This window comes from Streptomyces sp. NPDC003011, assembly GCF_053591515.1.
This window is the reverse complement of record NZ_JBSFTY010000020.1, coordinates 77,244-95,944: the sequence shown is the minus strand read 5'-3', so window position 1 is coordinate 95,944 and position 18,701 is coordinate 77,244. Positions and strand designations below refer to the sequence as shown.

14 protein-coding genes and 1 pseudogene are annotated in these 18,701 nt (G+C 72.3%); 10 read left to right on the top strand and 5 right to left on the bottom strand.

What is annotated here, in order from left to right:
• Positions 1–173 precede the first annotated feature (173 nt).
• From ACWD0J_RS13315 to ACWD0J_RS13305, 3 genes are all read left to right on the top strand, one after another.
• Complete coding sequence (locus tag ACWD0J_RS13315) at positions 174–797, top strand: ABC transporter ATP-binding protein (RefSeq protein ID WP_451495903.1); 624 nt, start codon at positions 174–176, stop codon at positions 795–797.
• The gene (locus ACWD0J_RS13310; protein ID WP_451495893.1) at positions 794–1,639 is read left to right on the top strand and encodes a hypothetical protein; all 846 of its coding nucleotides are present in this window, start codon (positions 794–796) and stop codon (positions 1,637–1,639) included. Before ACWD0J_RS13315 ends, ACWD0J_RS13310 begins: the two co-directional genes overlap by 4 nt.
• Positions 1,640–2,071: 432 nt before the next feature.
• Positions 2,072–2,227 carry a hypothetical protein gene (locus ACWD0J_RS13305; RefSeq protein WP_010059700.1) on the top strand — a complete coding sequence of 52 codons (156 nt, stop codon included), beginning with the start codon at positions 2,072–2,074 and terminating at the stop codon, positions 2,225–2,227.
• 167 nt (positions 2,228–2,394) lie between these two features.
• Here the strand turns inward: ACWD0J_RS13305 and ACWD0J_RS13300 are convergent.
• Positions 2,395–2,575: pseudogene (locus tag ACWD0J_RS13300) on the bottom strand (transposase); the annotation flags it as partial.
• Between the two features lie 548 nt (positions 2,576–3,123).
• Here ACWD0J_RS13300 and pcaDC point away from each other — a divergent pair.
• From pcaDC to ACWD0J_RS13285, 3 genes are read left to right on the top strand one after another with little or no spacing between them, the layout of a single operon-like run.
• Complete coding sequence (gene pcaDC, locus ACWD0J_RS13295) at positions 3,124–4,422, top strand: bifunctional 3-oxoadipate enol-lactonase/4-carboxymuconolactone decarboxylase PcaDC (protein ID WP_451495892.1); 1,299 nt, start codon at positions 3,124–3,126, stop codon at positions 4,420–4,422.
• Positions 4,423–4,456: 34 nt separating this feature from the next.
• Positions 4,457–5,092 (top strand): MBL fold metallo-hydrolase, encoded by a 636-nt coding sequence (locus tag ACWD0J_RS13290; protein ID WP_451495891.1) that lies wholly within the window; start codon positions 4,457–4,459, stop codon positions 5,090–5,092.
• A 56-nt stretch (positions 5,093–5,148) separates the two neighbouring features.
• On the top strand, positions 5,149–5,928 hold the full coding sequence (locus tag ACWD0J_RS13285) for an exodeoxyribonuclease III (RefSeq protein WP_451495890.1): 780 nt from the start codon (positions 5,149–5,151) through the stop codon (positions 5,926–5,928).
• Here the strand turns inward: ACWD0J_RS13285 and ACWD0J_RS13280 are convergent.
• Positions 5,853–7,742, bottom strand: coding sequence for an SGNH/GDSL hydrolase family protein (locus ACWD0J_RS13280; RefSeq protein ID WP_451495889.1), 1,890 nt, complete (start codon positions 7,740–7,742; stop codon positions 5,853–5,855). The genes ACWD0J_RS13285 and ACWD0J_RS13280 overlap by 76 nt on opposite strands.
• A gap of 141 nt (positions 7,743–7,883) precedes the next feature.
• Here ACWD0J_RS13280 and ACWD0J_RS13275 point away from each other — a divergent pair, with 141 nt between their 5' ends.
• Together ACWD0J_RS13275 and ACWD0J_RS13270 are read left to right on the top strand one after the other, a co-directional pair.
• A complete protein-coding gene (locus tag ACWD0J_RS13275; protein WP_451495888.1) occupies positions 7,884–8,291 on the top strand; it encodes a DUF6278 family protein in 408 nt (135 codons plus the stop codon).
• A 126-nt stretch (positions 8,292–8,417) separates the two neighbouring features.
• Positions 8,418–8,954, top strand: coding sequence for an ATP-binding cassette domain-containing protein (locus ACWD0J_RS13270; protein ID WP_451495887.1), 537 nt, complete (start codon positions 8,418–8,420; stop codon positions 8,952–8,954).
• Positions 8,955–9,144: 190 nt separating this feature from the next.
• Here ACWD0J_RS13270 and ACWD0J_RS13265 read toward each other — a convergent pair whose 3' ends face one another.
• Both ACWD0J_RS13265 and ACWD0J_RS13260 read right to left on the bottom strand, forming a co-directional pair.
• Positions 9,145–10,710, bottom strand: a complete 1,566-nt coding sequence (locus ACWD0J_RS13265) for an alpha/beta fold hydrolase (RefSeq protein WP_451495886.1) — start codon at positions 10,708–10,710, stop codon at positions 9,145–9,147.
• 124 nt (positions 10,711–10,834) lie between these two features.
• The gene (locus tag ACWD0J_RS13260) at positions 10,835–11,593 is read right to left on the bottom strand and encodes a hypothetical protein (protein WP_451495885.1); all 759 of its coding nucleotides are present in this window, start codon (positions 11,591–11,593) and stop codon (positions 10,835–10,837) included.
• Between the two features lie 117 nt (positions 11,594–11,710).
• Here ACWD0J_RS13260 and ggt point away from each other — a divergent pair, with 117 nt between their 5' ends.
• Positions 11,711–13,513 carry a gamma-glutamyltransferase gene (gene ggt / locus ACWD0J_RS13255; protein ID WP_451495884.1) on the top strand — a complete coding sequence of 601 codons (1,803 nt, stop codon included), beginning with the start codon at positions 11,711–11,713 and terminating at the stop codon, positions 13,511–13,513.
• Positions 13,514–13,557: 44 nt separating this feature from the next.
• Here ggt and ACWD0J_RS13250 read toward each other — a convergent pair whose 3' ends face one another.
• Positions 13,558–16,095 (bottom strand): ATP-dependent Clp protease ATP-binding subunit, encoded by a 2,538-nt coding sequence (locus ACWD0J_RS13250; protein WP_451495883.1) that lies wholly within the window; start codon positions 16,093–16,095, stop codon positions 13,558–13,560.
• Positions 16,096–16,563: 468 nt separating this feature from the next.
• Here ACWD0J_RS13250 and ACWD0J_RS13245 point away from each other — a divergent pair, with 468 nt between their 5' ends.
• Positions 16,564–18,669, top strand: coding sequence for a hypothetical protein (locus tag ACWD0J_RS13245; protein WP_451495882.1), 2,106 nt, complete (start codon positions 16,564–16,566; stop codon positions 18,667–18,669).
• Positions 18,670–18,701 lie beyond the last annotated feature (32 nt).

The window sequence follows — 18,701 nt, the reverse complement described above, 5'->3', positions numbered from 1 at the left end:
CGCGCACCGCGCGCAGGCGATCGGTCCGCCGGGGCCGGACCGTCCGGGCCGAGCGCAGCCGACCGTCCAGGACCCGGATGAGGCAGGTAGGTGTTGGTCGGGCGGTGGCGGCTCTCTGCGGGCCGACGCGTTACGCCTTTCCGATCTCACGAGGGGCTGATGTGCAGATGGCAATGACGCGCCACCGGCCACGGCTGCGGATCAGCCGAGTCTGCAAGGAGTACGGCGGCAGGCAGGTCCTGCGCGACGTCGACCTCGATGTGCCCGCCGGGACGCTGGTAGGAGTCGTCGGTGAGAACGGGGCGGGCAAGAGCACTCTGCTGCAGATCGCCGTAGGACACCTCGCTCCCGACCGAGGAACGGTGACACGGGCAGGGTCAGTGGGGTATTGCCCGCAACGAGCGGTACTGAACGATGCGTTCACCGTCGGCCAGCATCTGCGGTTGTTCCAGATGGCCTACCGGCTGCCGACGCTGGAACGCGTCGACGAGCTGATGGAACTGCTGGCACTGACCGGCTGCCGACGACAGCAGGTCGGTGAGCTCAGCGGCGGAACGAGACAGAAGCTGAACCTGCTGATCGCTCTCATGCACGATCCGCAGTTGCTGGTCCTGGACGAGCCCTACCAGGGCTTTGACTGGGACACCCATCAGCGGTTCTGGACCCTGGCCGCCGATCTGCGTGATCAGGGTCGTTCGATCATCGTGGTGTCGCACCTGCTGCACGAACTGCACCACTTCGACGCGATCGCTCATCTGCGCCAAGGGCGTCTGCACTTCGAGGGGACCGACCGTTGAGGCTCTCCTGGACGGCATTCACCGAACTGCTGCGCTGCACTCTGCTGGGCCACCTGCGCAACCGGCTGGCCTTGGCTCTGGCGGTGGCGTTCATCCCGCTCTGGATCGCCGTGGCACGCCTGTGCACCTCCGACGCGACGGTGCGCGTCTGGCTGGCCGCCATCAGCGCCTCCGCCTCCGCCCCGGCCAGCCAGGTGGGCCAGGTGGCCAGCGCGCTGGGCGCCGTCACCATGGTCGTCGGCTTCATCACGTTCACGGAGACCTTTCAGTCCCGGCAGATGGACCGCCGTCTGCTGCTGGCGGGTTACCCCCGGCTTCCGATGCTGCTGGCCAAACTCGCTGCCGTCGCCCTCACCGCCGCCCTGCTGGCCTTCTACACCACGATGCTGCTGTGGATCTCCCTGCCCGTGCGCCACGCAGGCCCCCTGGGACTGGCCCTTGCGGGCGCGGGCCTCGCCTACGGCGGGATCGGTCTTCTGCTCGGCTCTCTGGTCCGCGGCGAGCTGGAGGGCTTCTTCCTCATCATCATGCTCAGCCTGGTGGACACCGGCCTGCAGAACCCCGTCTTCAACACACTCATGGACGTGGCAGGCGTGTCCGCGCTTCCTCTGTACGGCGTGAACCAGCTGGCGCTGAGCTCAGCCCTCACCCCGCACATCCCCTGGTCCCATGGCCTGCTCTCCTTCACCTGGTCCGCGACGACCGGTGCCCTGGCGCTGCTCGTCCTCCACACCCATCGCCCTTTCCGCTCCCCGTGGTCTCACAGGACGCGGAGCAAGGCTGAGGACTTGCGGATCGGCTCCCCGGGAGCGCACGAAGGGCGCACCTTCCCGGATGTTTGATCGACCAGTCACCGAGTAGGCCCGCGTTCGCAGCGCGGGTCGGGCAGGCACGGACGCGGCCGGGCGCCGCTTGGTGCTCCGCAATGGCCGCCACCGGCCCCGCGCGGTCACCGCTGCGGCGGGTCCCGTCGAGGTCACGGCCCCGCGCGTGAACGACAAGCCGGTGGACGTGTCATGTCCCGCGACCCCACCGGCAAAGGTTGCCAGTGGCGGGCCCGCCGGGGATCCGGATGGCCTCGGCCCAGTGCAGCAGCCGCCTCGTGAACGAAGTTTGGAGGGGTGCGTGAATACCGTGTCGCCGGGCACAAGGGCTATGACAGCGAGGGCCTCGGGTTTGATGCCGGCGGACCTACCGACCAAGAAGCAAACATACGCCGTTGTACAACTCATACGCACACGCGTTTGAGTCGAAATTGATGATGGGATCTTGAAATGATCATCCTTGGGCTTATTCTGCTGATTATCGGGCTGCTTGTCGGCATGGGGCTGCTGACGACGATCGGCGGCATCCTCATTCTGGTGGGCGCCATCCTGTGGATCCTGGGTGCGACTGGTCGCGCGGTCGGTGGACGCAAGCATTTCTTCTAACCTCGATCTTTCGTGACGGCCCGTCGGATCATCTGGCGGGCCGTTTCGGTGGCGTGGCTGGTTTCGGGTGCGGTGAGGGCCCGGCTGTCGCGTCGGGTGGGCGCCGGGTTCCACGTTCCGGCGGGGTGATCAGGTTTGTTGTGGCGGGTGACGGGTGACGCTGCTGGTCAGCCGGGGTTCGGGAGAGCCGCGAGTCGTTGGACCGCGTTGGTGATCACGTCGGTCCGAGGCCAGTGACGGCCGAACCGAAGGTGCCGGCGGCGGGCGGTGGTGACAATCTGGGCGGCGGCGGAGACCAGTCGCAGCCGCAAGCGGCGGGGGCTCCCAGAGGCGGGGTCTGCCAGCCACGTACCTCGGTAGCCGCCCGGACCCCGCCGTTGCTCCCGGCCTCCGGACCGCCGAACCGGGCGGCACCTCCGCCCGCGCGCCATGGCACGCCGCGTTCTCGCCGGGCGAGCTGGTGCACGCCTCGGGGGTACCGGTCGCCGTCGCAGGACTCGTCGTCAGCCGCGCCGCGCACCGCCGGGGTCGGTCACCCGCCACCACGACGTCGACCGTGGCCTCGTCGCCCTCGGCGGCGAAGGCCACCAGCCGCTCACCCTCGCGGGCGATCGCGTCCCGCTCCCGTTTGAGGGCTTTGCCGAACAGCTCGACCGTGAGCCGGGCCTTTGAACGCTCGCGCTTGATGTTCCACACGGCTGTACGAAGCCGTCGATCAAGACAGTGCAGAGGACGCGGGCGCCCGGCCGGAAGACCTTCGGGACGGCACCACATGCTGCGCTGCAAACATCGACGAGGCCGTCAGGCAGTGCCCGACGAGTCGAGCCACGGATGCATCGAGCCGTCGGCTTCCCCCGGCTGCGTGAGATTTTGTGAGACGTGAGAGGGTCTGGGGCGTGAGTGAGACACCGTCGAACACCCTGCAATACCGCTTTGACGGGCCAGAAGAGGCTCCGGTCCTGATCCTGGGTCCGTCCCTGGGTACCACCTGGCACATGTGGGACCGACAGGTTCCCGAGCTGGCGAAGCAGTGGCGGGTCTTCCGTTTCGACCTGCCGGGGCACGGCGGTGCCCCCGCGTACCCGGCGGGCGCGGTCGGCGACCTCACCGCGCGGCTGCTCGCCACCCTGGACGGCCTCGGCGTGCAGCGCTTCGGCTACGCGGGCTGCGCGTTCGGCGGGGCGGTCGGCATCGAGCTGGCCCTGCGCCACCCCGAGCGTCTCGCCTCGCTCGCCCTGATCGCCGCCTCGCCCCGCTTCGGCACGGCCGACGAGTTCCGCCAGCGCGGGGTGATCGTACGGACGAACGGCCTCGATCCGATCGCCCGTTCCTCCCCCGACCGCTGGTTCACCAGCGGGTTCGCCGCCGCGCAGCCCGCGATCACCGAGTGGGCCGTGCAGATGGTGCGCACCACCGACCCCGGCTGCTACATCGCCGCGTGCGAGGCGCTGGCCTCGTTCGACGTACGGCACGAACTCGCGCGCGTCGGCGTGCCCACCCTGGTCCTCGTCGGCTCGGACGACCAGGTCACCGGTCCCGCCGAGGCCCGCACCCTGGTCGCCGGCATCCCGGACGCCCGGCTCGCCGTCGTGCCCGGCGCCTCTCACCTGGTGCCGGTCGAGCAGCCCGTCGCCGTCACCGACCTGCTGGTGCGGCACTTCTCCACCGCCTGGCAGCCCGGCTTCGACTCCACCACCGGCATGACGGCGATCCAGGCGACCCCCCTCAAACCGGTCCTGGCCGCCGCACCCCCGCAGCCCGCGCCGATCGCCGAGATCGCCCCGGCCGCCGTGGAGACGCAGGTCACCGGCCGTCCCGATCCGTACGACGCCGGTATCAAGGTGCGGCGTGAGGTGCTCGGCGACGCGCACGTCGACCGGGCGCTGGCGCAGGCCGACGAGTTCTCCGGCGATTTCCAGGAGTTCATCACCCGCTACGCCTGGGGCGAGATCTGGGACCGGCCGGGCCTGGACCGGCGCTCGCGCAGCTGTGTCACCCTCACCGCCCTGGTCGCGGGCGGTCATCTCGACGAACTCGCCTTCCACACCCGCGCGGCCCTGCGCAACGGCCTCACCCCCGCCGAGATCAAGGAGGTGCTGATGCAGGCGGCGGTCTACTGCGGCGTCCCGGCGGCGAACAGCGCGTTCAAGGTGGCTCAGCAGGTCATCCGGGAGGAGACGACCCCCACCGAGTGAGTTCCGCCCACGGGCCTCGGGCAGGATGTGATCCATGAAGCTCACGAAGAAGTCGCACGCCTGCGTGCGTCTGGAGAAGGACGGCCGGACGCTCGTCCTGGACCCCGGCGGATTCAGCGAGGAGGACGCCGCCCTGGGCGCGGACGCGATTCTCGTCACCCACGAGCACCCCGACCACTTCAGCGAGGAGCGGCTGCGGGCGGCTCTGGAGAGCGACCTGGCCACCGAGGTGTGGACGCTCAGGTCGGTCGCCGAGAAGCTCTCCGCCGCCTTCCCCGGCCGCGTCCACACCGTCGGCCACGGCGACACCTTCACCGCCGCCGGCTTCGACGTCCAGGTGCACGGCGAGCTGCACGCCGTGATCCACCCGGACATCCCCCGGATCACCAACGTCGGCTTCCTCGTCGACGGCGGCAAGGTCTTCCACCCCGGTGACGCGTTCACCGTCCCCGACCACCCCGTCGAGACGCTGATGCTTCCGGTCATGGCCCCCTGGAGCAAGATCTCCGAGGTCATCGACTACGTCCGTGAGGTCGGGCCGCAGCGCGCCTACGACATCCACGACGCCCTCCTCACCGACCTCGCCCGCCCGATCTACGACCGTCAGATCGGCGCCCTCGGCGGCACGGACCACCTGCGGCTGACGCCGGGGGAGTCGGCGCAGGTGTGACCGCTGCGCACCCCGGGCGGGCCGCGTTGTCGGACCCGCCCGGTAGGTTGTCAGGCATGCGCATCGCGACCTGGAACGTGAACTCGATCACCGCCCGCCTGCCGAGGCTCCTGGCCTGGCTGGAGAGCAGCGGCACCGACGTGCTGTGCCTCCAGGAGGCCAAGGTCGCCGAGGAAGCCTTCCCGTTCGACCAGCTGCGCGAGCTGGGCTACGAGGCGGCGGTGCACGCGACCGGCCGGTGGAACGGCGTGGCGGTGCTCTCCCGCGTCGGCGTCGAGGACGTCGTCAGGGGCCTGCCCGGCGACCCCGGCTTCGAGGGTGTGCGGGAGCCCCGCGCCCTCGCCGCGACCTGCGGCCCGGTCCGCGTCTGGTCGGTGTACGTGCCGAACGGCCGCGAGGTGGACCACCCGCACTACGCCTACAAGCTCCAGTGGTTCGAGGCGCTGAAGGCGGCCGTGGCGGGCGACGCGGCGGGCAGCCGCCCCTTCGCGGTGCTGGGCGACTACAACGTGGCGCCGACGGACGACGACGTGTTCGACCGGTCCGCCTTCGAGGGCTCCACCCACGTCACCCCCGCCGAGCGCGCCGCCCTGGCGTCCCTGCGCGAGGCGGGCCTGTCCGACGTCGTCCCGAGGCCCCTGAAGTACGAGCACCCCTTCACGTACTGGGACTACCGCCAGCTCTGCTTCCCCAAGAACCGCGGCATGCGCATCGACCTGGTCTACGGCAACGAGCCGTTCGCCGAGGCGGTGAAGGACGCCTACGTCGACCGCGAGGAGCGCAAGGGCAAGGGCGCCTCGGACCACGCGCCGGTCGTGGTCGACCTCGACGTGTAGGCCCGCAGCAGCCGCAGGTCCACCGACTCCGCCAGCGCCGCCAGCCCCGTGTCCCCCGGGTGCAGATGGTCCCCGCTGTCGTACACGGGCAGTATCCGCGCGGGGAAGGCCGGGTCGCGGACCACGCCGTCGAAGTCCAGCACGCCGTCGAACACCCCGGCGTCCCGGATCCAGGCGTTGACCGCGACCCGCTCGGCGTCCACGGCGGCCGTGCAGCGCGCGTGGCCCCCGCACGGCAGGATCGTGGCCACCAGCGTCCGCAGGCCGCGGGCGCGAGCCCGGTGGGCGAGCTCCCGCAGTCCCGCGATCACCCGCGGGGCCGAGGCACCGCCCAGCACGTCGTTCACGCCCTCGAACACCACCGCCGTACGCACCGACGTCTGGGCGAGGACATCGCGGTCGAACCGGTTCAGGGCGCTCACCCCGCCCGAGACCGGGGAGACTCCGTCGCCCGGGTAGCGGTCGGTGACCACGCGGTTCCCGGAGATGCCCTGGTTGAGCACGCCGTAGCGGGGGACCGCGCGCTGCCGCAGCAGCCGTGCGGCCAGCACGTTCGGCCACCGCCGGTTCGCGTCCGCCGTGGACTTGTCCCCGTCGGTGATCGAGTCCCCGAGCAGCACCACCGTCCCCGGCCCGCCGCCCACGTCCACCCCCGTCAGCAGCGGCCAGCTCGTCAGCGTCGTGGTGTACGCGGCGCCGGAAGTGTCCGCCGTGTGGTCGCCCGGTCCGCTCAGGTACGACCGCTGCACCGCGAGCCGGTGCACGGGTGCCGCCGTCACCGTCCCGGGCAGATGGAAGCTCACCAGCAGGTCGGCGTCCGCCGGCACGGCGAAGGACAGCGGATCGCTGAACGCCTGCGCTCCCGCCGGGATCCCGACGCCCGCCGCCCCGCCGAAGGCCAGCCGCACCGGCGCCTTCCGGGCGGTGGCCCCCGATCCGCGCAGCGCCACGGTCGCGCCACCGATCCGTACCGGCTCGGCCGCGAAGGTGTTGTCGAACCGCAGCCGCACCCGCGGCCCGCCCACCGACGTGCGCACCACGAGCCGCAGCGTCCGGTCCGACCACGGCCCGACCGCCGGGTAGCCGGACGTCCCGGCCGCCCAACTCCCGGTCCACTCCTCGGTGGTGGCCCGTACCGACACCGCGAACACATGCAGATCGGATGCGTACGGCAGCCGTACCGAGACGACCTCGCGGCCCGCGGCCAACGGCACGGTCACCCCGTACAGCCGCGCCTTCGCGGTGAGTTGGCCGGTCGGCGTGTTGATGTGCGGCAGCGCCACCGCCTTGGTGCCGAGCGGGCCCCGGCGCCAGTCGGGGGCGGTCAGCCGGTACGGGGAGAAGGTGCCGTCGGCGTACGCGACCGTGCCCGGGCCGCCGGCCTCGGCGCCGCCCGTGCCCGCCACCAGAAAGGCGAGCGCGTCACCGTGCCCGCGCACGCGGACGTCCTGGCCGGCGGCCCGCACGTTGTCCGGTCGCCCCGGCCGGGGCTGCGGGCGCGGCCAGGTCAGCCGGGACCCCTGCACGGTGAGGACGCGGCCCGGTGTCCAGCCCGCCGCGGCGAGGTCCCGCGCCGACAGGGACGCGCCGGAGCCGTCGAAGTCGGCCGCACCGGGCCGGGCGTCGTCACTGACCGCCGTGTTGTCGAAGAGCCGCTCCAGCGGCAGCGGCTCTGCCCGCAGCACGGGGACGGAGGGGGCGGCGACAGCCGGGGGCGCGGCCGAGTTCCCCGGTACGAGGGCCAGGCACAGGGCGAGGGCCACCGCACCACCCCGGACACATCGGCGCACAGCCTGCTCCTTCCCTCGACACATGGGACGAAAGACGCATCGCGACGCTAAAGAGACGCCGGAGGCACGTCAACGCACCATGCGCGAAGCCGCGGTGAAGTCGACCGGAATCGACGGCCCGCGCGCCTGTGGTGCGCACGGCAGGGGGAATGACACGCTGGGCGTATGAAGATCCCTTTTCTGGGCCACCGGCACGAGAAGCCCGGCGCCCCCGACCCCGAGGGCATCGCCGAACTCCTCTCCGAGTGTGAACTGCTGCGCTCCCAGGCGTCGCAGGTGGGCGTACAACTCGACGACACACCGGCCTCGTTGGAGGAGCTGGACCAGTTGGTGCCGCGCTGGCGGGACGACGAGGAGGTCCTGCCCTGGCTCGGCAACGACGCCGGTCTGTACCTCGGCACGGTCATCGTGCGTACCGTGCCGGGCGCCGCCTGGGACCTCAGGCCGGACGGCCAGCCCGTGATCCGGCTCGTCTCCGGGCGTGAGTTCGACGTCGTCGCCTCCGGCCACGAGTGGGCGTCGAGCGGGGCGCCCGAGCTGTCACAGTTGTACGCCGAAGTGGCGGAATCGTGAACCCCCGGCCCCCTGTTCGCCGTAAATACGGCTAATGCCCGGAAAGTGCGTGTCGTTGTCCCGCCCCGATCCTCCCCGGATAGGTTGCGGCACCTACGACACGGCTGAGAGTGAGTAGGGCTGGGCATGGCTGTCGATCCGTTGATCGAGCTGCGTGACGTCAACAAGTACTCCGGGGAGCTGCGTGTCCTCCAGGGCATCGGCCTCACCGTCGGCAAGGGGGAGGTGGTCGTGGTCACCGGCCCCTCGGGGCCGGGAAAGTCCACCCTGTGCAGGGCGGTCGGCCGGCTGGAGCCCGTCGGGTCCGGCGTCATCGAGCTCGACGGACAGCCGGTGCCGGAGGAGGTCAAGGCGTTCGCGGGGCCGCGCGCCGAGGCCGGCACGGTCTTCGAGTCCTTCGACCTGTTCGCCCGCACGGCGGTTCCGCAGAACGTCCCGCCGGCCCAGACCGAGGTCCGCGGACGCAGGAAGGAGCAGGCCGGCCGGCGCTCCCGCGAACTCCTCGACCGCGTCGGCGTCGCGGGCCTCGCCCGCTCCGCCGCCCACCGCGTCGTGTTCATGTCCGACGGCCGCACCGTCGAGGACCGGGCCCCCGGGGAGTTCTGCACCGGCCCGCGCGGCGAGCGCGCCAGGGACTTCCTCTCCAAGATCCTCCAGCACTGACCGGGGAGTGCGACCGGTGAGGAGCCTCGACTACGATGTGCCGTTCATCCCCGTGGTGATGACCGAGGCCCCAGCGGTCGCCCCGGCCGGACCAGGGACGCTGTCGCCGGGTGGGGTTCCCCCCACCGCCCCGCAACCGTAGGGGGGCGGCAGCTGACAGAGCCCATACCCGCCCGGCGGCAGCCGGAGATCACTGCTCGCGCAGCGGGATCGACACGTACGACGGGTCGTTCGCCGGTGAGGAGAAGGTCAGCTGCGCGCCGGTCGGGTTGTGCTCGAGATAGAGCGGGTCGACCGTGTCGATCACCAGGGCCAGCCGGTGCCCTGCCGGGACGTCGTAGGCCGTGGAGAACAGCTCCAGGTCGACGTCGAACGGCTGCCCCGGGGTTTGCCCGTGGAAGGTGTACGGCGCGTTGCTGACCAGCTTGCCGAGGCCGAGCGGCCCCACGTCGTAGAGGTACGCGACGAGGGTGCCGCTCTCCTTGGTCGGCGTCACCGTGCTGTGCAACCTGGCGGTACCGCGGACCTGTTGGGTGGTGGCGTACCTCTCCGACTGCCATACGGCGGCCCAGCGGCGGGGGAGGAGGGGAATCGAGGCGACCGGGGGCAGCCGGGCCACCTGGTCGAGGATGCTGGACAGGAAGACCACCCCGCCGTTGGCGCCCGAGTCGACGTTGGTGTGCAGGGTGGTGGTGCCCGCGAGGGCGATCTTCTGCCGGGTCGCGCCCACCGACTTCCAGTCCGGGTAGCCCTCGTAGCCGCCCGTGGTGCGGGACTTGAGCCGTACGGGCTGCTCGCGGTCGACGCCGTTGTCCGCGCCCTTGAGGTGGTGGTCGAACCAGCGCCCGGTGTCCGTCCACACGTCGTTGGGCAGGCCGAACAGGCCGGTGATCTCGGGGGTCGCGTGGTCGCCGGGGCGCAGCTCCAGTCTCTTGGGTCCGGTCAGCTTCTCGTAGAAGTCCGCGTACTGGTTGGGCGGGAAGACCGTGTCGCCCCAGGCGTTGGCCAGCATGACCGCGGTGCCGTTGGTGTTCAGCTGGTCGGCGTAGGTCACAGCGGAACGTTTCTTCCCCCAGGCGACGAGTGCCGGCTCCTTGGTCAGGTCGGCGGTGTAGAAGTCGTCGAAGATCTGCCGGACTTCGGCGCCCTGACGGCCGGTGACCAGACTCGCGCCGTCCAGGATCCCGGCCGCCTGGACGTGCTGGGTGCGGCCCGAGTAGATCGAGCCGACCAGGTCGGCCCAGCCGCTGAGCGCCGCGACCGCCTTCACACGCTTGTCGTGCGCGGCCGTGAGCAGGCTGATGCCGGCGCCGTACGAGACGCCCGCCATGCCGACCTTGCGCGCATCGGCGGGGGTGTGGGCGAGCGCCCAGTCGATGACCCTGGACGCGTCGGCCAGGTCCGGCGGGCCCGCGACTTCTATCTCGCCGCCCGACTGCCAGAAGCCGCGCACGTTGTAACTGAGCACGACATAACCGGAGTCCGCGAGCTTCTGGGCCTGGGCGAGGTACTCGGCCTGGGGCAGGCCCCAGCTCGTGGGCAGGACGAGCAGCGGGTAGCGGCGCGTGCCGTCCGCGCCGGCCGGCGTGACGACGTTCGCCTTGAGGACCGTCCCGCCGTCCCCGGCGATGTCGACGAAGCGGATGCCGGTCGCGGCCTGGGCGGTGGGGGCGAGTCCGAGGGCGCTGCCGGCGATCAGCGTCGCCGAGACGGCACCCACGGCGGTCGTGCGCAGGGCCTTGCGGTGATGTCCCACAGGTCACTCCTCACTCGGTCACTCGTGTAAGCGCAAAGTGACCCGACGGTAACCTCGGCGCTTTACCGTAGGTAACCCGTCGGTAAGTTACGTGGGAGTAACGATTGCGGGAATGTGCTGAAATCTAGGAGGCGCGGTGGGAGTTGCGCGGAGATGCCGGGGCGGGCAGCGGCGTCTGCGCCTCCCGGGTGACGTCCGCGACGAGTTCGACGACATCGGGGCCGTACGCCTGCGAGTTGACCACCTTGAGGAGCAGGACGAAGGCGGAGTCGCCGTACTTGCGCGTCAGCCGCTCGTGGTTGCGGGCGAGGTAGCGCGTGGTGGCCTGGTTGGTGATGGCGGTCTGGCCGCAAAAGAGGAAGACGGGCCGGGTGCCGTGGCTCTGGTCGACGGTGAGCCGGGCGAGCAGCGCGTACTCGGTCCTGCCGGCCTCCACCCGGTAGCGCTCGGAGCCGACCTGGAAAGCGCCGCGGTCCGGACCCGGTTCGGCGTCCACGTTCACCCGCACACCGGGGAGCAGTGAGGACAGGTGCGCCGCCATGCGGCGGTTCGACGCCGGGCCGCCCACGCAGAACTCGGTGCGTTCGCCGAACCCCTGGCGGGCGGCGTCGTGCGGGACGACCTGGGCGTGTGCCTTGCAGTCCTTGATGAGTGCGGCGAGTTCGAGGAGCGCGAACACGTCGTAGCGCATCACCGCGAGGTCGGGTCCGGCCGCGCCGCGGTTGACCACCAGCAGCGACTCGGAGTTGTCCGGCAGCCCGAAGAAGGCCTGCTTGCGGCGGAGCTTCCGCTTCCACAGGTAGGTCCGGGCCAGCCAGCCCAGCGCGGCACTGATGCCGGCGGCCACCACGCCCAGGACGATGTTGCGCACGTCGTCATTCATGGGCGCGCATGCTAGCGGGCGGACGCAAACCCGTGTTCGAGACCGGTGTTCGTGCCTTCCTGACGGGGCCATGGCGATCGATTAGGCTGCGCGCACGGTCTCTGGCTGGAGGTTCGGATGCGTCGCCCCGTCGCAAGGAAACTGTCGGTCCTGGCGGTCTCGGCCGCCGTGGTGTCGGTGGGGGCGGCCGCGCCACCCGCCGCGCCGGGCACACCTGCCGAGAAGGCCCCGCTGGCCGTCGGCTACGGCGGCGCGGTCGCCAGCGTCGACCCGGACGCCTCCGCCGCCGGTATCGAGGTGCTGAGGAAGGGCGGCAACGCCGTCGACGCGGCCGTCGCCACCGCCGCCGCGCTCGGCGTGACCGAGCCCTACTCCGCAGGCATCGGCGGGGGCGGCTACTTCGTCTACTACGACGCCCAGTCCCGTACGGTGCGCACGATCGACGGCCGCGAGACGGCCCCGCTGACCGCCGGCTCCGACCTGTTCCTGGAGAACGGCAAGCCGCTCGCCTTCGCGGACGCCGTCAGCAGTGGTCTGGCCGTCGGCACCCCGGGCACGCCCGCCACCTGGCAGACGGCGCTGGACAAGTGGGGCAGCAGGAAGCTCGCCGCGGTGCTCAAGCCCGCCGAGCGCATCGCCCGGAACGGATTCGTCGTCGACGACACCTTCCGCTCGCAGACCGCGTCCAACGAGACCCGGTTCCGCTACTTCCCGGACACCGCGCGGCTGTTCCTGCCCGGCGGACAGCTCCCGGTCGTCGGCTCCACCTTCAAGAACCCCGATCTCGCCCGCACCTACCGGGAGTTGGGCAGCAAGGGCGTCGACGCGCTGTACCACGGCGAACTCGGCGACGACATCGTCGACACGGTGAACCACCCCCCGGTGGACCCCGCTTCGGGCTGGAACGCCCGCCCCGGCGACCTGTCGGAGAAGGACCTCGCGGCCTACCGCGCCAAGCTCCAGGCGCCCACCAGGACCTCGTACCGCGGTCTCGGCGTGTACTCCATCGCGCCCTCCTCCTCCGGCGGCACCACGGTCGGCGAGGCGCTCAACATCCTGGAGAACACCGACCTGTCGAAGGCGAGCGAGGTCCAGTACCTGCACCGCTTCATCGAGGCGAGCCGGATCGCGTTCGCGGACCGGGGCCGCTGGGTCGGCGACCCCGCCTTCGAGAACGTTCCCGCCAAGGAACTGCTGTCCCAGCGGTACGCCGACTCGCGGGCCTGCCTCATCAAGGACGACGCCGTCCTCACCAGCCCGGTCGCGCCCGGTGATCCACGCCACCCGGCGGCCTGCGCCACCGGCGGCACCGCCGCCCCGACGACGTACGAGGGCGACAGCACGACCCATCTGACGGTCGCCGACAAGTGGGGCAACGTCGTCGCCTACACGCTCACCATCGAGCAGACCGGCGGCAGCGGCATCACGGTGCCCGGACGCGGGTTCATCCTCAACAACGAGCTGACGGACTTCTCCTTCGCCCCCGCCAACCCGGCCGTGCACGACCCGAACCTGCCCGGCCCGGGCAAGCGGCCGCGGTCGTCGATCTCGCCGACGATCGTGCTGGACCGGCACGACAAGCCGGTGGTGGCGCTCGGTTCGCCCGGGGGAGCGACCATCATCACCACCGTGCTGCAGACCCTGACCGGGTTCCTCGACCGGGGGCTGCCGCTGGTCGACGCCATCGCCGCGCCGCGCGCCAGCCAGCGCAACGCCGCCCAGACCGAGCTGGAACCCGGCCTGTACAACGACACCGCCCTCAGGACCCGGCTGGAGGCCATCGGGCACTCCTTCCGGCTCAATCCGGAGATCGGCGCGGCCACCGGTGTGCAGCGGCTGCCGGGCGGGAAGTGGCTCGCGGCGGCCGAGACCGTCCGGCGGGGCGGTGGGTCGGCGCAGGTGGTCCGTCCCGCGCGGTAACCGTCCGCGGCGCGCGGGGGCCGGCCGCGCAGGTCCCCGCGCCCCTAACGGGGCGCCTCGGCCCCCGCCGGCCGGAACGCCAGGCTGCCGTCCCGCGCGTCCACCGTCACCCGGCCGCCCTCCGCGACGGTGCCGTCCAGCAGCAGCCGGGACAGCTGGTTGTCGACCTCGCGCTGGATGGTGCGGCGCAACGGCCGGGCGCCGTACTCGGGCTGGTAACCGCGCTCGGCCAGCCAGTCGACGGCCGCGTCGGTGAACTCCACCGCGATGCCCTGCGCGTGCAGCAGACGGCGGGTCTTCTCCAGCAGCAGGCTGGTGATCTCCCGCAGTTGGCCGGCGGTGAGCTGGCGGAAGACGACGATCTCGTCGATGCGGTTGAGGAACTCGGGCCGGAAGTGCTCCCGCAGCGGCCGCAGGATCTGCTCGCGCCGCGCCTCCTCGTCGGCGTCCGCGCCGCCCGAACCGAAGCCGATGCCGGCGCCGCGCCGGGTGATCGCCTCCGAGCCGAGGTTGCTGGTCATCACGATGACCGTGTTGGTGAAGTCGACCGTGCGTCCCTGGGCGTCGGTCAGCCGCCCGTCGTCGAGGACCTGGAGGAGGATGTTGAAGACGTCCGGGTGCGCCTTCTCCACCTCGTCCAGCAGGAGCAGCGAGTACGGGTGACGGCGGACGACCTCGGTGAGCTGACCGGCCTCCTCGTGGCCGACATAGCCGGGCGGGGCGCCGATCAGACGGCTGACGGTGTGCCGCTCCTGGTACTCGCTCATGTCCAGGCGGACCATCCGCTCCTCGCTGCCGAACAGTGCCTCGGCGAGCGTCCGCGCCAGTTCGGTCTTGCCGACCCCGGTCGGGCCGAGGAACAGGAAGTTGCCGATCGGCCGGTCGGGACTCGCGAGTCCGGCGCGCGAGCGCAGCACGGCGTCGGCGACCACCCGGACGGCCTCGTGCTGGCCGACGACCCGCTCGTGCAGATGCGCCTCCAGACCGAGCAGCCGGTCCTTCTCCTCCTCGGTGAGGCTGCTCACCGGGATGCCCGTCTGCCGCGACACGACCTCCGCGACAGCCTCGGCGGTGACCTCCAGGTGCTGCCCCTCGTCGGCCTCGGCGTCACCGCCGACTTCGGCGATCTGCTTCCTCAACTCGACGATACGGTCCCGTAGTTGCGTGGCCTGCTCGTACTGCTCGTCCACGACCGCCTGGTCCTTGTCCCGGGTGAGCTGCTCGACCTCGCGCTCCATGGCCCGGACGTCCGTGCCCTTGGTGCGGGCCCGCAGCCGTACCCGGGCGCCGGCCTGGTCGATCAGGTCGATCGCCTTGTCCGGCAGGCGACGGTCGGTGAGGTAGCGGTCGGACAGCTCGACGGCGGCCACCAGCGCCTCGTCGGTGTAGCGGACCTGGTGGTGGGCCTCGTAACGGTCGTACAGACCGCGCAGGATCTCGACGGCGTCGGCGACGCTGGGCTCCGGGACCAGGATCGGCTGGAAGCGGCGGGCCAGGGCCGCGTCCTTCTCGATCCGGCGGAACTCCTCCAGCGTGGTCGCGCCCACGATGTGCAGTTCGCCGCGGGCCAGGGCCGGCTTGAGGATGTTGCCGGCGTCCATGGAGCCGCCCTCGCCCCCGCCGCCGGCACCGACGACGGTGTGCAGCTCGTCGATGAAGACGATCAACTCGTCGGAGTGGGCGCTGATCTCGCCCACGATGGTGTTCAGCCGCTCCTCGAAGTCCCCGCGATAACGGGTGCCGGCGACCACCCCGGTCAGGTCCAGGGCGAAGACCCGCCGCCCGGTGAGCACGTCGGGCACGTCCGACTCGACGATCCGCTGGGCGAGCCCCTCCACGATCGCGGTCTTGCCGACGCCCGCGTCACCGATGAGCACCGGGTTGTTCTTGCCGCGCCGGGAGAGCACCTCGATGGTCTGCTCGATCTCCTCGTCCCGCCCGATCACCGGGTCGATCCCGCCCTTCCGGGCGAGCTCGGTGAGATCACGGCCGTACTTGTCCAGCGTGGGGGTGCCGCTGGCACGCGGCCGTTCGTCGCGTGCCTGCCCGCCGTCCGGGGCCGCCTCCGGCGGCAGGCCGGACGGCCCGAACCGGGCCGAGCTGAGAATGTGCCCCGCCGCCGAATCGGGGTTCGCGGCGAGGGCACTGAGCACGTGCTCGGGGCGGATGTGGCCGGCGCCGCGCGCCCGGGCCAGGTCGTGCGCGTCCAGCAGGGCGCGCTTGGCTGCCGGGGTCAGCGACAGCGAGGTCGGCGGCGGGACCTCGCCCGGCGGGTGCTGGACCGGGCCGGACCGCTGGTCGATCTCGGTCGCGAGCGAGTCGGGGTCCGCGCCCGCCCGGCTGAGCAGGGTCCTGGTCGGCTCGGCGGACAGCGCGGCCCGCAGCAGGTGCTGGGTGTCCAGGTCCCGGCTGCCGTGCTCGGCCGCGTACTGGGCCGCGCCCCGCACCAGCTCCCGGGCGGGCTGACTGAGCAGCCGCCCGATGTCGATCTGGCGGGGACCGGGGCGTGGTCCGCCGAAGAAGCGGGCGAGGAACTCCCCGAAGGGGTCGTAGCCCTCTGGGCCGGTGAAGCCGCTGGTCATGGCGTTCCCATCCGGCGTCCCCGCGCGGACCCGGGACGCCCTCGCTGATCGACGTGCCGGAGCCGGGCAACCCGGGCGGAAGCCGGTGACACGCCTCGGCACGCGTTCGTAGAACACCTTCGCACGATCGGTGGGAGGGGGCACCCGGGGGCATTCGGCGGCACCCGGGAGCACCCGGGAGCACCCGCAGGAGCCGCCGCGCTCACGGCGCGGACCACGACGCTCCTGAGGAGACTTCCGCTCCGCCCCGCCCCGCCCTGCCCTCCCCACCGGTCCGGTGGTGTGCGCCTCCGCCTGGTCGCCTCGTCCGGATGCTGTCCCGGGCAGGTCTTCGAGCGCCCGGTGCGCGGGGGTCAAGATCCTGTGATGAGCCCCTCGCACCGCACCGGAAAACTGTCTGTAGCCCTCCTGTAACACGACTGGTGTTGCCTACGGATCGGAGTGCTCCGGTCTGGCGGGAGTTGGGCGATGACTGTGGATCAACTCCCCGGACAGGTGCGGGAGTTCGCGAATTACCTGGACGGACTGCTGGCGCGCCTCGACCAGGGCGGCGGCTGGTGCGGAGTGTTCTGGCAGCGAGACCCCGACGGCATGCAGGCCTGTCTGGACGGCCGGGAGATGCCGCCGTGGGACGTCGTGGAGGCGCTGCTGCAGGACTTCGCGGCGCAGTACGGCCACCAGGTCGCCGGCGCGGAGGCGGAACACGCCCGTGCCCTGTACGCCGCCGCGCTCCTCGCGTACGACGCCTGTCCCGGCGCCCGGGACGCCCTCGGCGACCGGTTCGACGTCATGCTCCGCGAGCAGCGCTACGCCGCCGAACGGCAGGCCGGACTGGGCCGGGCTCTCGCCTCCGCCACCACCCAGGAGGAGGCCGACGCCCTCCGCCTCGACCTCGCCTGGGCCCGCGACGACCACGAACGCGCGACCCGCCGCTGCGCGGAACTCCGTTCCCGGATGGCCGATCTGGACCGACGCGCCACGGGCGGACAGGCGCAGGCGCTACGGCGGAAGAGCGGCGGGGAAGGTGCCGTGTTCCGCGCGGCGGACGGATTCCCGGCGGACGACGTGCGCTCGGGCGGGGACGCATCCGGTGCTCCCGGCCGGTCCGGCGGGTCCGGCGGTCCAGGCGGTCCCGGGGACACAGGGCTGGACGGGCGTGGCCCGGGAGGCCACGGACCAGACGGACGTGCGTCGGGCGACGCTCGGTCGGGTGACATGGGTTCGGGCGGCACCGGCATCGGCACCGGCTCTGGCACCGGCTCTGGCGGCGTCCGGACGGACGGGCACGGCTCGAACGACGCTTGGCCGGACGGGCGTGGCGGTGCAGGTGGCGGCACGGGGCCGCAGGGACTCGACGCCGACGGTGCTCGGCCGTCCGACGGACATGGGCGCGCGAGCGCCCGGCCGGACGGGCACGGACCCGGCGGGGCGCGGGGGGACGCGTACGGGTCGGACACCGCGCAGTCGGGCGGGTACGGCTCGTACGGCGAGCCAGGGTTCGACGGGTCGGGGTTCGATGAGTCAAGGTTCGACGGGCCGGAATTCGACGGCCGAGGCGGCTCGTACGGCGGTGGGTTCCCGAGCATGCCTCGGCAGCGTGAGGAGCAGGCCGCGGCCGAGGTGACCGGCTGGCGTGCGGCGGAGCGGGGCGCTGCCGGGGCACCGGACGGCGGTGACGCCCGCCGGGAGGATCCCGATGCCCCCGCCGGGCAGTGGTCGTCACCGACCGGGACGCCGGACCCGCGGTGGCCGGCGCCCGCCGAGACCTCCGGCCCGCAGCAGCCGGCCCCGCCCCCGCAGTGGTCCAGCCCCGCCGGCACCCCCGCCGTCCAGGAGCCGGCCCCCAAGCAGCGCAAGCGCCGCCGTGGCAGTGCCAGGTTCGCCGGGATGGCCGAGGAGGAGGCCGCGACCGTCGTACCGCCGGCCTCCGCGCCGGACCTGCCGACCGCGCCCGCCGCGACCGGCCGTACCCCGCGCGGGGCCCGGTTCGCCGGGGCGGCCAGGGGGAGCGCGCGGTCACAGCCGCAGGCCGAGCCGCTGGACGCGGTGGACCGGCGGGAGACCGCCGAGACGGTGGAGCGGCTCGTACGGCTGCGCGGCGAGGGACGCAGCGGTGAGGCGCACGCCCTGCTGGCCGAGATCGCGTACTGGTCCGCCGCCCGCTACCCGCTGCTCGCCGTGGAGATGCGGCGGGCCGGCCTAGGCGCCGACTGGGCGACCCTGCTGTGGGAGGCCGCCTCGCTGCCCGCCGACCGCCTCGTGGCCGCCGCCGACGCGCTGGTCGCGGCGGGTTGTGACTCCGACGGGGAGCAGATCCTGCGGCAGGGCGTGGCCCGGCCCGCCGCCGAGATCGGGCAGGCCGTGCTCGCCCTGGCCGCCGAGGGCCGTCGCCGCGAGGTCCGCGCGCTCCTCGACGCCTATGTCCGCGTCCGCACCCCGGAGGAGGCCGCCCGCAGCGCCGAGCCCGGCCCGCAGACGCTCGTACCGCTCCTCGTGGAAGCCGCCCGGGGCGTCTCGGACGAGCGCCACTGGGACCTCGTGCACGCCCTTCGGGTCGCCGGATTCACCGCCTGATCCGGCCCCGCGCCGGTCCGGGACGCTGCGGG

What these genes read in the sequence shown, in the direction of transcription:
- ggt (WP_451495884.1), top strand. Translation starts at nt 11,711, where the DNA reads ATGCGTCGCCCCGTCGCAAGGAAACTGTCGGTCCTGGCGGTCTCGGCC.
- ACWD0J_RS13250 (WP_451495883.1), bottom strand. Translation starts at nt 16,095, where the DNA reads ATGACCAGCGGCTTCACCGGCCCAGAGGGCTACGACCCCTTCGGGGAG.
- ACWD0J_RS13280 (WP_451495889.1), bottom strand. Translation starts at nt 7,742, where the DNA reads ATGTGTCGAGGGAAGGAGCAGGCTGTGCGCCGATGTGTCCGGGGTGGT.
- ACWD0J_RS13260 (WP_451495885.1), bottom strand. Translation starts at nt 11,593, where the DNA reads ATGAATGACGACGTGCGCAACATCGTCCTGGGCGTGGTGGCCGCCGGC.
- ACWD0J_RS13315 (WP_451495903.1), top strand. Translation starts at nt 174, where the DNA reads ATGACGCGCCACCGGCCACGGCTGCGGATCAGCCGAGTCTGCAAGGAG.
- ACWD0J_RS13305 (WP_010059700.1), top strand. Translation starts at nt 2,072, where the DNA reads ATGATCATCCTTGGGCTTATTCTGCTGATTATCGGGCTGCTTGTCGGC.
- ACWD0J_RS13275 (WP_451495888.1), top strand. Translation starts at nt 7,884, where the DNA reads ATGAAGATCCCTTTTCTGGGCCACCGGCACGAGAAGCCCGGCGCCCCC.
- ACWD0J_RS13270 (WP_451495887.1), top strand. Translation starts at nt 8,418, where the DNA reads ATGGCTGTCGATCCGTTGATCGAGCTGCGTGACGTCAACAAGTACTCC.
- ACWD0J_RS13245 (WP_451495882.1), top strand. Translation starts at nt 16,564, where the DNA reads ATGACTGTGGATCAACTCCCCGGACAGGTGCGGGAGTTCGCGAATTAC.
- ACWD0J_RS13290 (WP_451495891.1), top strand. Translation starts at nt 4,457, where the DNA reads ATGAAGCTCACGAAGAAGTCGCACGCCTGCGTGCGTCTGGAGAAGGAC.
- ACWD0J_RS13285 (WP_451495890.1), top strand. Translation starts at nt 5,149, where the DNA reads ATGCGCATCGCGACCTGGAACGTGAACTCGATCACCGCCCGCCTGCCG.